The following is a 13,023-nucleotide window of genomic DNA, read 5'->3' as shown; positions in this document are numbered from 1 at the left end:
TCCGCGCACGGCGCCCGGACCAACGACTGGAACCTCCCCCAGGGGCAGGTCCCACACTGGTCCCATGATGAACATCGGGGAATTCGCCGAGCTGACCGGTCTGAGCCTGAAGGCCCTGCGCCTGTACGACGAGCAGGGCCTGCTTCCGCCCGTCTCGGTGGACCCGTGGTCGCGGCACCGCCGCTACAGCGCCACCCAGTTCGAGCACGCACTCAGGCTCAAGGCCGCCCGCGCCGCCGACCTGCCACTCGCCGAGGCGCCCAAGCTGCTCCAGGACGCCGAGTCCGCGACGGCCACGCTGGCCGACCACCGCGCCAGGCTGGCCGCCGACCGCGAACGCCAGGACGCCGCGCTCGACGCCCTGGAGCGCCTGCTCGCCGGCCCCATCCACTGGCAGACGGAGGTACGGCAGGCCGAGGCCCAGCCCTGGGCAGGTGTCGTCCTGCCCCCGGACATCGCCGACGACGAGGAGGCCAACGCGCTGTTCGCCGGGTTGTGGCGGCGCCTGGACGCGGAGGGCAACCGCCCGACCGGCGCGTTCTGGACCACGATCAGGGCCACCCCCGGCAGCGAGACCGAGGTCCAGGTGCTGTGCTGCTGGCCGGTCGCCGCCCTGCCGCCGGAGTCCTGGACGGACGTCGAGCGCGGCACCATCGAGACGGGCCGGGAGATGGTGGTGCGCTGGCGCTGGGACCAGGACGTGCCCATGGTGGAGGGCGCCACCCACCCGGCCGTGCTCGCGCTGCTGGCCGCCGCGCAGGAGAGCGGCGCCGAGGTGTCGCTGTCCCAGGTGCGCCAGATCGGCCTGCTGGAGGAGGGGCAGCCGGTGGGCATGGAGGTGGCCGTGCACCTGAAGTCGTGAGCACCCGGCAGGATGGAGTGCGTGCGCATATCCATCCTCGGACCGCTGGAGGTCACGAACGACGGCGTCCCCGTGTCCGTGGGCGGCGCCCGGGTGCGCGCGCTGCTGGCGATGCTCGCGCTGGAGGCCGGGCAGGTCGTCAGCGCCGAGCGGCTGATCGACGCGCTGTGGCCGGACGAGCCGCCGGCCAACGCGGCCAACGCCCTGCAGACCCTGGTCAAGCGCCTGCGCGCCGCGTTGCGCCCGTACCTGACGGTGGACGGCCGCGCGGGCGGTTACGTCCTGCCGATCCCACGCGAGCGGGTCGACGCCCACGCCTTCACCCAGACCGTCGACGCTTCCACGCGGACCGTCCGCAACCCACAGGACACCCTGAAGGCGGGCAAGGATCGCGAGCCCGCTCTGGAGGCGGCGCTGGCGCTGTGGCGGGGGCCCGCGCTGGCCGATCTGCTGGCGGTGCCGCATCTGGCCAACGTCGCGGCGGGGCTGCAGGAGGAACGCCTGCTCGCCCTGGAGGCCCACGCCCAGGCCGTGCTGGCAAGGGCGCCGGGCGATGGTGAGGTCGCCGCCCTGGCCGCCGGGCTGAGCGAGGAACTGGCCGCGCAGCCGCACCGCGAACGCCTGGCCGGTCTCGCCATGCGCGCCCTGGCCGCGGCGGGCCGCCAGGCCGACGCGCTCGCGCTGTTCGAGCGGGTCAGGGGCGCCCTGGCCACCGACCTGGGCGTGGATCCTGGTCCCGACCTGCGCGCCGCTCACCTCGCCGTGCTCAAGGGCGAGGTCCCGGCCCGCCGTCCCGAGCCGCGCCAGGCCAAGGGCAACGTACGCGCGCCGCTCACCGGCTTCGTCGGCAGGGCCGACGAACTGGCCCAGCTCGTCAGCCTGCTCGGGCAGGCGAGGCTCGCGACGATCGTCGGTCCTGGCGGCGCGGGCAAGACCCGCCTGGCCACCGAGGCCGCCCTGCGCGAGGGCGACGCCTGGATGGTCGAGCTGGCCCCGATCGCCGACCCGGCCGACGTGCCCGGCGCGCTGTCGGGCGCGCTCGGGCTGCGCGACGACCTCAACCAGCCGGGCGAGGATCCGGTGACCCGGGTGGCCGAGCGGCTCGGGCGCGAGCGGGCGCTGATCGTGCTGGACAACTGCGAGCACGTGATCGAGGCCGCCGCCGTCGTGGCCGAGCGGCTGCTGGCGCTCTGCCCAGGACTCCGGGTCCTGACCACCAGCAGGGAACCGCTGAACGTCGCGGGCGAGCGGCTGGTGCCCATCCCGCCGCTGGAACTGCCGCCCGAGGGTGTGGACGCCGAGCGGGCGGCCGCCTACCCGGCGGTACGGCTGCTGCTGGACCGGGCGGTCGCGGCGCGGCCGTCGTTCCGGCTGGACGCGGGCAACGTCGGTGACGTCGCGGACATCTGCCGCCGCCTCGACGGCATGCCGCTGGCCATCGAACTGGCCGCCGCCCGGCTGCGCACGATGACCACGCGGCAGCTCGCCGAGCGCATCGACGACCGGTTCCGGCTGCTGACCGGCGGCAGCCGTACCGCGTTGCCCCGGCAGCAGACGCTCAGAGCGGTCGTCGAGTGGAGCTGGGACCTGCTCACCGCGGACGAGCGGGCGCTGCTGCGGCGGATGGGGGTGTTCGCGGGCGGCGCGGCGCTGGAGTCGGTGGAGGCGGTGTGCGGGGGCGACCCTGACGTTCTGGGCGCGCTGGCCGACAAGTCGCTGGTGCAGGCGGGCGACGACGGGCGCTACCGGATGCTGGAGACGATCCGCGCGTACGCGCTGGAACGGCTGGCCGAGGCGGGGGAGAGCGGGGAGTTCAGGAGGCGGCTGGCCGTTCACATGCGGGAGCTGGCCGAGACGGCGGTGCCGTACCTGCGGACGGATGAGCAGATCGAGTGGATCGAGCGGCTGGCGGCCGAGCGCGACAACTGCGCGGCGGCGCTGCGCTGGGCGCTGGACGAGCGCGAGACCGGGACGGCGCTGCGGCTGTGCGGCGCGCTGAACTGGTACTGGTGGATGTGCGGCTACCGGCAGGAGTCCGCGCAGTGGGCCGAGCAGGCGCTCGCGCTGGCGGGCGAGGAGCCGCCGCCGGGGCTGGCGGAGGCTTATGCGGCGTGCAGGTTCGCGGTCGGGGTGACGATGTTCGGCCGGATCGTGGTGGACCGGCCGCGGCTGAACCGCATGTCGGCCGAGATGGACGCGCTGATCGCGCGGGCCGAGAGCGAAGGTCCTGTCCATCCGATGCTGCGGATCGGCAAGGCCGTGATGGCGATGATCGCCGGGCGCGACGAGCACGCCTACGGGCTGCTGCTCTCCTACGCCGAGGACGAGGACCTGTGGCTGGCCAGCTCGGCGCTCATGCTCAGGGGCCCGCGGGCGACCGAGGAGGCGCTGGAGCGGGCGGTGAGCGGGTTCAGGAAGATCGGCGACCGGTGGGGGCTGAGCGAGGCGCTGCTGCAGCTCGCCGCCCTGCGCGCCGGTGAGGGACGGCCGGTGACCGACCTCTACTCCGAGGTTACCTCGCTGACCAGCGCGTGGATCAGCGCCAACGAGTCGGTCTCGACGCTGACCAGGCTGGCGGTGCTGCGGGCGCAGGGCGGCGACCTGGACGGCGCGGCGGCCGACCTGGCCAAGGCCAGGCTGGGCGTCACCGACGAGATCAACCCGGACGTGCTCGTGCAGCTCCGGCTGGGCGAGGGGATGATCGGCTACCAGCGCGGCGAGTACGGCCAGGCGCTGACCGCGCTGTCGGCCGCCGTGGACATGATGGCGCGGGCCGCCCCGATCCCGCAGCTCGTCGCCACGGTACGCACCCGCTACGGCAGAGCCCTGGTGGCCTCCGGCGACCTGCCCGGCGGCCTCGCCCAGCACCGGGAGGCGCTGGCGGTCATGTGGGGCACGCCCCTGGGCTCGGCACCCGACCTGCCGGTGCTGGCGACCGTCTACGGCAGCTTCGCGCTGGCGGCGCTGGCCGGCGGCGACATGGAGCAAGCGGCCCTGCTGTTCGGCGCCGGCCGTGCCGACGTCGCGACGGACACCGACGTGGGCATGGCGACGGCACGGGCCGCACTGGGAGAGGACCGCTTCACGGAGCTGCACGCCCGGGGCGCGGCCCTGACCCAGGACGAGGTCTACGACCTGATCGGCAACATCACGTAGGACGGCGAGTGGATCGTGGTCAGCCCCTTGTCCGGATTCCTGGCATATTTCGGGAAATTGGAGCCGGCCACGTCCACCCTGATCCGATGCCCGGCCCGGAAGACCGTGGAGATCCACCCCAGGTCCACCACGACCTCGCCGCCCACGGCCCGGGTGACCGCGTCGGTGAGCAGCTCGGCCCGCCCGTCCGGATGCACGTCGACCAGCTTGCCCGTGACGTCGGCCGTCGGCGCGGTCGTGGACATGCGCACCACCAGCTCGGCCCGCCCGGTCACCTCCACGTCGCCGACCAGCGGCGCGCTCGCGAAGCGCAGCACGTCCGCCCGCCCGTCCAGCGGCCGCTGGTCCAGCGGCCCGAACCCGGTGAAGTCCATGACCGCCCCGCCCACGGTCGGCACCGGATCGCCCGGGTCGGCCGCGAACTCCCACGTGCCGTGCGAGGGCGTCGTGGACAACACCCCGCCCTGCCCCAGGTGGTACGGCACCCGCCGCGCCGCCACCGGCCACCGCGGCGAGTCGCGCCACTCGTCGGCCCCCATGACGAAGTACCGCACCACCGGCCCCTCCAGAGGCGAGCCGCGCAGCCAGTGGTCGAACCACGCCAGATGCAGCCCCGTCCAGTCGATCGCCTCCTGTGAGGCTGTGGGCCCGTAGTCGCGCCCGAAGATCTCCCGCCCGTGCGAGATGTGCGTCCACGGGCCCACGATCAGCCGCGAACTCCCGCCGAGCCGCTGGAAGTGGCGGATGGAGGCGTCGCGGCAGAAGTCGTGCCACCCGGTGCTCACCAGGGCGGGCACCTCGATCCGCGGGTAGTCGAACGTGCCGCCCCGCCACACCGCCGCGCCGGCGTCCGGGTGTTCCATCCAGGCGGCGTAGGCGGGCATCAGGTCGTTGAGGAGCGGCTGGTCCGACAGCGGCAGCCGCTCGGCCAGCTCCCGCATCCGCTGCGGGAACCGGTCGGGGAAGCCCAGCGCGGCCAGGTACTCCGCCTCCGCGACCGGCTCCGCCGTACCGGATCGGATGCGGCGGCGCAGCTCGTCGAGGGCGAACGTCATCGCGCAGACGGTGAGGATCTTGTTGAGCGTCACCACCTCGCCCTCGTACACGATCTCGCGGTAGGAGCCGGGGGTGAGGCTGGGCGCGATCGCGCGCAGGCCCTCCGGCCGCTCCTGCGCGGCCAGGAGCTGGGTGAGGCCGAGGTAGGAGTCGCCGAACATGCCGACGTTCCCGTCGGACCAGGGCTGGGTCGCCGCCCAGCGCACCGCGTCGTAACCGTCCTCGGCCTCGCCGGTGAAGACGCGGAACTCGCCCTCCGAACCGCCGGTGCCGCGCACGTCCTGCACGGCCACCGCGTATCCGGCCCCGACCAGGCGCTCCACGTCCAGGCGGAGGCCGGGTCCCGGGATCGTGTCGCGGCCGTAGGGGGTGCGGACCAGCAGGACGGGGTGGCGGGCGCCGGTGCGCGGCAGCCGTACCGTGGTGGCGAGCTCGACGCCGTCGCGGGTCCTCATCGCACTCTCCTGTTGTAGGCGCGCAGCGCGAGCGGTACGAAGACGGCGAGCAGCGCGGCGGTCCAGCCGAGGGTGATCCAGACGTCGGCGGCGTCCAGCCCGCCGACGGTGAAGCCGCGCAGGGCCGCGGCCAGGTGCGAGACCGGGTTCACCGACATCCAGGCGGTCAGCCAGCCCGGCAGGTCCGTGGCGGGGATGAAGGCGCTGCTGCCGAAGGTGAGCGGGAGCAGCACGGCCGTGGAGATGCCCTGCATCGCGGTGACCGACTTGGCGATCACGCCGATCCAGGCCGAGGCCCAGCTCAGCGCCATCGTGAACAGCAGCACCAGGCCCAGCCCCGCCAGCGCCTCAAGTGGCGAGGTGGTGACGCGGAAGCCGACCAGGTAGCCGACCAGCACCGCCATCGCCAGCGTGACCGTCATCGTGCACAGGTCGGCGAGGATACGCCCGGCCAGCGGCGCCATCCGGGCGATCGGCATCGTCCTGAACCGGTCGAAGACGCCGTTGCCGATGTCGGTGGCCAGGTTCATGCCGGTGCCGATCGTGGCCATCAGCGCCACCTGCACCAGCACGCCGGGCAGCATGTACTGCACGGCCTCTGCCCGGTCGCCGCCCGCCGCGCCGCCGAACAGGTAGACGAAGATGACGATCATGAAGACCGGCTGGATGAGCATGGCCAGCAGCTGGCCGGGACTGTTCTTCAACGGCACCAGGCTGCGCCAGGTGAGGGTGAGGCTCTGCGAGATCATGCGCGTGCTCCGGTGAGGGTGAGGAAGACGTCGTCGAGTGAGGGCAGCCGCAGCGCGTGCTCGGCCAGCACGATCCCGGCCTCGTCCAGCTTCCTGAGTACGGCCGGCGCCATGGCGAGGTCGTGGATCGGGATGCTCAGCTCGCCGGAGCCGAGGATGGCCATGGCCTTCTCCTCGTCCTCGGCCCGCAGCGGCCTGATGTCCAGCCGGTGCCCGCCGGCCATGGCCTTGAGCTGGTCGGGCGTGCCACTGGCGGCCACCCTGCCGGAGTCGATCAGCAGGATGTCGTCGGCGAGCTGGTCGGCCTCCTCCAGGTACTGCGTGGTCAGCAGCACGGTCACCTCGTCCGCGACCAGCTCCCTGACCACCTCCCAGAGCTCGCTGCGGGCATGCGGGTCGAGCCCGGTGGTCGGCTCGTCGAGAAACAGCACGCTCGGCCGGCTGACGAGGCTGACGGCCAGGTCGAGGCGGCGGCGCATGCCGCCGGAGTACCCGGACGCGGCCCGCCCGCCGGCCTCGGTGAGCCCGAACCGCTCCAGCAGCTCCGTCGCCCGCGCCCTGGCCGACGAGCGGTTCATGCCGAGCAGGCGGCCCATCATCATGAGGTTCTGCACGCCGGTGAGCTTCTCGTCCACCGAGGCGTACTGGCCGGTCAGGCCGATCAGCTTGCGTACTTCGGCGGGGCGTTCGGCCACGTCGTGCCCGTGGACGCGGGCCCGTCCCGCGTCGGGGCGTTGCAACGTGGCCAGGATGCGCACAGCCGTCGTTTTTCCCGCGCCGTTCGGGCCGAGCACGCCCAGCACCGTCCCGGCCCTGGCGCCGAGATCGACCCCGTCCAGGGCCGCCTTGTCGCCGTATCTCTTGACCAGCCCTTCGGCTTCGATCGCGTAGTCCATGCCCCGAGGTTCGCGGGCGGGGCTGGCAACGGGCTGGCAGGGGCCTGGCGGCTAGCTGGCAGCCCGCGCGGCCAGGGGGAGGACGCGGTGCGGCACGACGGTGGACAGGGTGATCACCGTGGTGCTGCGCCGTACACCGTCGATGGTGAGCATGTGGTCGATGATCTCCTGGATGTGCTCGTGGTCGCGGCCGGCGATGCGGCACCACACGTCGCCGGGGCCGGTCACGATGTAGGCCTCGATCAGCTCGGGGATGGCCGACAGGGTGCGCGAGATGTGCTCGCGGGAGGCCTGCTGCACCTCCAGCGTGGTGAACGCCTGCACGGGGTAGCCCAGCGCCTCGGGGGACAGGCCGGGGCCGAATCCGGTGATCACGCCGTCGGCGACCATGCGGTCCAGGCGGGCCTGGACGGTGCCGCGGGCCACGCCCAGCAGCCGGGAGAACTCCAGCAGGCCGCTGCGGGGCTGCTCGGCGACCAGCTGGAGGATCCGGAGGTCGAGCGCGTCCAGCCCGGCACGCTTGGCTGCCATTTTGTCTCCTGATACCCGGCTTTCACTGTCAGATCGTCAGGATAGCGGGCACTCGGTTGTCATATCCGGCACGCGTCCGCAGACTGCGTCCTCATGGAGCACAAGTTCCCGTTCCGCCCCTACACGCCGGAACGCTACGAGCCGGACGACATGCTCGCCCGCGGCCGCGAGTTCTACGACTTCCTCGACCGGCGCCGCAGCGTCCGCTTCTTCAGCGACGAGCCGGTCCCGCTCCGCTGCGTCGAACTGGCGGTGCTGGCGGCCAACACCGCCCCCTCCGGCGCCCACCAGCAGCCGTGGAAGTTCGTCGTGGTCGGCGACCGGGCGACCAAGCGCCGCATCAGGGACGCCGCCGAGGTCGAGGAGCGGCAGAACTACGAGGGCGGCCGGCTGCCCGCCGAGTGGCGCGAGGCGCTGGCCCCGCTGGAGACCACCTCCGACAAGCGCTACCTGGAGGTCGCGCCGTGGCTGGTGGTGTGCTTCGCCGAGAAGTACGGCCTGCGTCCCGACGGCGGCAAGACCAAGCACTACTACGTCAACGAGAGCGTCGGCATCGCCTGCGGCCTGTTCATCGCCGCGCTGCACGCGATGGGCCTGTCCACGCTCACCCACACGCCCAACCCGATGGCCTTCCTGACCGAGATCTGCGAGCGCCCCGCCAACGAGCGCCCCTACATCCTGTTCCCCGTGGGTTACGCCGCCGCCGGCGCCGAGGTACCGGACCTAACCAGGAAGCCACTAGAGCAAGCCATGGTGCACTACCGCTGAATTGGGCCTTTTCCGGCTGAGCGGAAGTCTTCACTCTCGGTGCAGGCGCGCGTCAACACACCCCCCTAATCGCGCGCCTGAGGAGGAACGAGGTGAGACGCCGATTAACGATCCTGCTTGCCGTCCTCGGCCTGTTCTGCCTGACCGGCATCACCGAGGTGGGCGCGGGTGCCGAACCGCCCGCGAACAAGCAGTATCGGGTTCAGGGCCCGGCCGACGCGCGCCAGCGCAGCGCGGTCTCGGGCACCGGCGCGGCCATCGAGGAGGTGGCGGCTGACTCGGTTCTGGTCACCGCGACGTCCGCCGAGGTCGCGGCGATCAAGAAGCTCGGCTACCGGGTCACGGAGGTGCCACGCCCGTTATCCCCGTCCGGCGCGGCAGCGTTTGACTTCCCGCCGTCGGATTCGGGCTACCACAACTACGCGGAGATGAACGCCAACATCAACGCGCTCGTCGCCGCCAAACCGACCATCGCCAGCAAGTTCGTCTACGGCACGTCGTACCAGGGCAGACAGCTCGTCGGCGTGAAGATCAGCGACAACGTCGGCACCGACGAGAACGAGACCGAGGTGCTGTTCACCGCGCACCAGCACGCGCGCGAGCACCTCACGGTCGAGATGGCGCTCTACCTGATGCACCTGCTGGCCGACAACTACGGCACCGACGCGCGCATCACCAACCTGGTGAACTCCCGCGAGATCTGGATCCTGCCGGACCTCAACCCGGACGGCGGCGAGTACGACATCGCGACCGGCAGCTACCGCTCCTGGCGCAAGAACCGCCAGCCGAACTCCGGCTCGACGGCGGTCGGCACCGACATGAACCGCAACTGGAACTACAACTGGGGCTGCTGCGGCGGCTCCTCGGGCTCGACCTCCAGCGAGACCTACCGGGGCACGGCCCCCGAGTCGGCGGTCGAGGTGAAGGCGGTGGCCGACTGGGTACGCGGCCGGGTGGTCGGCGGCAAGCAGCAGATCAGGTCGCACATCGACTGGCACACCTACAGCGAGCTGATCCTGTGGCCCTACGGCTACACCTTCAACGACACGGCGCCGGGACTGACCCAGGACGACCGTGACGCCCACGCGACGCTCGGCCAGAACATGGCCTCCACCAACAACTACACGCCGGAGCAGGCCAGCGACCTGTACATCACCGACGGGACCATCGACGACTGGATGTGGGGCGTCTACAAGATCTTCAGCTTCACGTTCGAGATGTATCCGCGCACCGCGAGTCCCGGCTTCTACCCGCCGGACGAGCAGATCGTGCCCCAGACCACGCGCAACCGCGAGGCGGCCCTGCGCTTCCTGGAGTACTCCGACTGCGTCTACCGCATCATCGGCAAGGAGGCCCAGTACTGCGGCACCACGCCGGGCACCACCGTCTGGGAGGACACCTTCGAGACCGACAAGGGCTGGACCGTGGTCCCGGGCAGCGCCACGACGGGTCTGTGGGAACGCGGTGACCCCGAGGCCACCACCTCCAGCGGCGCCAAGCAGCTCGGCACGACGGTCAGCGGCGTCAACGACCTGGTGACCGGCCGCCTGGCCGGGGCCGCGGCCGGCGACCACGACATCGACGGCGGGCTGACCTCGATCCAGTCGCCGCAGATCACGCTGCCGGCCACCGGTTCGCTGTCCCTGTCGCTGTCGTGGTATCTGGCACACGGCACCAACTCCTCCAACGCGGACTACTTCCGCGTGAAGGTCGTCGGCAACACCACTACCCAGGTGTTCGAGCAGCTCGGCGCGGCCACCAACCGCAACGGCTCGTGGGCCGTGGCCAACGCCAACCTGACCCCGTTCGCGGGCCAGACCGTGCGTGTCCTCATCGAGGCCGCCGACGCCTCGACCGCCTCCCTGCTGGAGGCGGGCGTCGACGACGTCAAGATCACGCAGCAGCCGTAGTCCCTTCCCGACGGCGCGCCCCCACCCGCGTGTGGGGGCGCGCTCTTGTCTGTGGGGCGGACCGTCTTGCGGGTACGGCGAAGCCGCCGTTACGGTGCGCTTTTAACCCGTGGCGCGGAGTTGGTGACCAGCTGCGGCGATTGAAGATGGAATTAGGTCTTGTAAGGCATGGGTGTCAAGCCTACGATCGCCATAACTCTTAGGAAACTTTCCTAAGAGAAGATCTGAACCGAGGCAATCATGGCGCGCCCCCCACCCCCCACAGCCTGCCACGATCACCATCCGTTGCCGCTCGTACCACCTGCCTGACCTCCACCAGGGCAGGACACCCCCCACAGTTCTCCCGCCGAGGGAGCGATCATGCGGCGTACCCTTCCTTTACTTTCCCTGACCGCGCTGGCAAGTCTGCTGTTAACCCTCGTCGTCCCAGGGCCCGCTCAGGCCGCCTCGGCCACCGCGGCGTTCACGAAGACCTCCGACTGGGGCAGCGGCTTCGAAGGCCGCTACACCGTCACCAACGGCACCACGAGCACGATCACCGGCTGGAAGGTCGAGTTCGACCTGCCCGCCGGCATCACGGTCGGCTCGTTCTGGGACGCCACCCTGGCACGCAGTGGGCAGCACTTCACCTTCAGCAACGTCGGATGGAACGGGACCCTCGCTCCTGGCGCCACCGTTACCTTCGGCTTCCTCGGCAATCCGGGCGGCGCACAGGCCGTACCGCAGAACTGCAAGCTCAACGGCGACCCGTGTGACGGCGTGCCCACCGACACGGTCAAGCCGAGCGTGCCGGGCAACCCGCGTTCGACCGCGCAGGCCGACACCACGATCGACCTGGCCTGGAACGCCTCCACGGACAACTCGGGAACGATCAGGGAGTACCGGGTCTACGAGGGAGCCGCGGTCGTCAAGACGGCCACGGGGACGAGCACGCAGCTCACCGGCCTGTCACCCGGCTCCGCGCACACCTACACGGTGAGCGCCGTGGACCCGTCGGGCAACGAGTCGGACAAGAGCGCCCCGGTCACGGTCACGACCACCGGCACGCCGGACACGGTCAAGCCGAGCGTGCCCGCCGGCCTGCGCTCGCCCGGCCAGACCAGCACCACGATCAGCCTGGCCTGGAACGCCTCGACGGACAACTCGGGGACGATCAAGGAGTACCGCGTCTACCAGGGCGCCACCCTGAAGACCACCTCCACGACGACCGGCGCCACGGTCAGCGGCCTGCCGCCGGACACGGACCAGACGTTCACCGTCAGCGCCGTGGACCCGTCGGGCAACGAGTCCGACAAGAGCGCGCCGTTCACCGCGAAGACCCAGCCGGAGACCCCGGGCGGCAGCTACAACAAGGTCGCCTACTTCGTGCAGTGGGGCATCTACGGCCGCGCGTACACGATGAAGAGCCTCGACGCGCAGGCCGCCAAGCTCACCCACGTCAACTACGCCTTCTCCAACGTCCACCCGACGCAGCACACCTGCATGAACGGCGTGGACCGGGCCACCACCCCCAACCCGCAGGACCCCAGCCAGGGCGACGCGTGGGCCGACTACGTCAAGGGCTTCGGCGCGGGCGAGTCGGTGGACGGCGTGGGCGACACCTGGGACCAGAAGCTGGCCGGCAGCTACAACCAGCTCAAGAAGCTCAAGGCCAAGCACCCTCACCTCAAGTCGCTGATCTCGCTCGGCGGCTGGACATACTCCAAGTACTTCTCCGACGCCGCCTCCACCGACGCCAAGCGCAAGGCGTTCGTGAAGTCCTGCATCGACATGTACATCAAGGGCGACCTGCCCGTTTACCAGGGCCGCGGCGGCCCCGGCGTGGCGGCGGGCGTCTTCGACGGCATCGACGTCGACTGGGAGTGGCCGGGCGCCCCCGGCCACGCGGGCAACCACGTCGGCCCGAACGACAAGAACAACCTGACCCTCCTGCTGCAGGAGTTCCGCACCCAGCTCGACGCGCTGACGGTCACCACCGGCAAGCGCTACCTGCTGACCGCCTTCACCCCCGCCGACCCGGTCAAGATCGACGCCGGGTGGGACCTGTCGAGGATCTTCCAGTACCTGGACTTCGCCAACGTCCAGGGCTACGACTTCCACGGCGCGGGCAGCGACAACTCCTGGGAGCCCAACCGCACGGGCCATCAGGGCAACCTCCACCTCGACACCGACTCGCCGTACAACCCGGACTTCAGCGTCGACAAGGCCATCCAGAAGTACCTGGACGCGGGTGTGAACCCGCGCAAGCTGACCTTCGGCCTGGCCTATTACGGCCGCGGCTGGCAGCAGGTGGCCGACGGCGGCAAGTCCGGCGAGTGGCAGTCGGCCAACGGCGCCGCGCCCGGCGACTTCCCCGAGGAGGCGGGCACGCGCGGCTACAAGAACATCGCCTCACGGGTGCCCGGCTGCACGGTCAGGCACGACGAACAGTCGATCTCCTCCTACTGCTACACCGGCCCCGGTGGTCAGTGGTGGACGTTCGACGATCCCTGGTCCATAGCCAAGAAGACCGAGTACATCAAGGCCAAGAACCTGCTGGGCGCGATGGTCTGGGAGATGTCGGGCGACGACGGATCCCTCACCACGGCCCTCAGCAACGGCCTGCGCTGAACACACCCCCCACCCCACGGGCCCGTACGG

At 71.2% G+C, this 13,023-nt stretch carries 9 protein-coding genes; 5 read left to right on the top strand and 4 right to left on the bottom strand.

Annotated features, from left to right (window positions below):
- The first annotated feature begins 64 nt into the window (after window positions 1-64).
- Window positions 65-862, top strand: coding sequence for a MerR family DNA-binding transcriptional regulator (locus HNR40_RS25230; RefSeq protein ID WP_184965460.1), 798 nt, complete (start codon window positions 65-67; stop codon window positions 860-862).
- Between the two features lie 21 nt (window positions 863-883).
- Complete coding sequence (locus HNR40_RS25225; protein WP_184965458.1) at window positions 884-4,018, top strand: AfsR/SARP family transcriptional regulator; 3,135 nt, start codon at window positions 884-886, stop codon at window positions 4,016-4,018.
- Here HNR40_RS25225 and HNR40_RS25220 read toward each other — a convergent pair.
- Genes HNR40_RS25220 through HNR40_RS25205 form a run of 4 tightly spaced genes read right to left on the bottom strand, consistent with a single transcriptional unit; the run spans window position 3,991 to window position 7,705 of the window.
- A complete protein-coding gene (locus HNR40_RS25220) occupies window positions 3,991-5,529 on the bottom strand; it encodes a CocE/NonD family hydrolase (protein ID WP_184965456.1) in 1,539 nt (512 codons plus the stop codon). The genes HNR40_RS25225 and HNR40_RS25220 overlap by 28 nt on opposite strands.
- Window positions 5,526-6,278 carry an ABC transporter permease gene (locus tag HNR40_RS25215; protein WP_184965454.1) on the bottom strand — a complete coding sequence of 251 codons (753 nt, stop codon included), beginning with the start codon at window positions 6,276-6,278 and terminating at the stop codon, window positions 5,526-5,528. The genes HNR40_RS25220 and HNR40_RS25215 overlap by 4 nt, the downstream gene beginning before the upstream one ends.
- On the bottom strand, window positions 6,275-7,174 hold the full coding sequence (locus HNR40_RS25210) for an ATP-binding cassette domain-containing protein (protein WP_184965452.1): 900 nt from the start codon (window positions 7,172-7,174) through the stop codon (window positions 6,275-6,277). Before HNR40_RS25210 ends, HNR40_RS25215 begins: the two co-directional genes overlap by 4 nt.
- Window positions 7,175-7,225: 51 nt before the next feature.
- Window positions 7,226-7,705, bottom strand: a complete 480-nt coding sequence (locus HNR40_RS25205; RefSeq protein ID WP_184965450.1) for an Lrp/AsnC family transcriptional regulator — start codon at window positions 7,703-7,705, stop codon at window positions 7,226-7,228.
- 93 nt (window positions 7,706-7,798) lie between these two features.
- Between HNR40_RS25205 and HNR40_RS25200 the strand changes: the two genes are divergently transcribed.
- The 3 genes from HNR40_RS25200 to HNR40_RS25190 all read left to right on the top strand — a co-directional run bounded on the left by HNR40_RS25200 (window position 7,799) and on the right by HNR40_RS25190 (window position 12,993).
- Window positions 7,799-8,473 carry a nitroreductase family protein gene (locus HNR40_RS25200; RefSeq protein ID WP_184965448.1) on the top strand — a complete coding sequence of 225 codons (675 nt, stop codon included), beginning with the start codon at window positions 7,799-7,801 and terminating at the stop codon, window positions 8,471-8,473.
- Between the two features lie 92 nt (window positions 8,474-8,565).
- Window positions 8,566-10,383: a M14 family metallopeptidase gene (locus HNR40_RS25195; RefSeq protein WP_184965446.1), complete on the top strand. Its 1,818-nt coding sequence runs from the start codon at window positions 8,566-8,568 to the stop codon at window positions 10,381-10,383.
- A gap of 360 nt (window positions 10,384-10,743) precedes the next feature.
- Complete coding sequence (locus HNR40_RS25190) at window positions 10,744-12,993, top strand: glycoside hydrolase family 18 chitinase (RefSeq protein ID WP_184965444.1); 2,250 nt, start codon at window positions 10,744-10,746, stop codon at window positions 12,991-12,993.
- Window positions 12,994-13,023: the final 30 nt, after the last annotated feature.

The organism is Nonomuraea endophytica (assembly GCF_014203235.1).
GTDB classification, from domain to species: Bacteria; Actinomycetota; Actinomycetes; order Streptosporangiales; family Streptosporangiaceae; genus Nonomuraea; species Nonomuraea endophytica.
The sequence above is the reverse complement of the archived record's forward strand: the minus strand, read 5'-3'. Positions and strand labels throughout refer to the sequence as shown.

Coding starts and splice junctions, on each gene's coding strand:
- HNR40_RS25205 (WP_184965450.1), bottom strand. CDS start 7,705: ATGGCAGCCAAGCGTGCCGGGCTGGACGCGCTCGACCTCCGGATCCTC.
- HNR40_RS25215 (WP_184965454.1), bottom strand. CDS start 6,278: ATGATCTCGCAGAGCCTCACCCTCACCTGGCGCAGCCTGGTGCCGTTG.
- HNR40_RS25190 (WP_184965444.1), top strand. CDS start 10,744: ATGCGGCGTACCCTTCCTTTACTTTCCCTGACCGCGCTGGCAAGTCTG.
- HNR40_RS25230 (WP_184965460.1), top strand. CDS start 65: ATGATGAACATCGGGGAATTCGCCGAGCTGACCGGTCTGAGCCTGAAG.
- HNR40_RS25200 (WP_184965448.1), top strand. CDS start 7,799: ATGGAGCACAAGTTCCCGTTCCGCCCCTACACGCCGGAACGCTACGAG.
- HNR40_RS25220 (WP_184965456.1), bottom strand. CDS start 5,529: ATGAGGACCCGCGACGGCGTCGAGCTCGCCACCACGGTACGGCTGCCG.
- HNR40_RS25210 (WP_184965452.1), bottom strand. CDS start 7,174: ATGGACTACGCGATCGAAGCCGAAGGGCTGGTCAAGAGATACGGCGAC.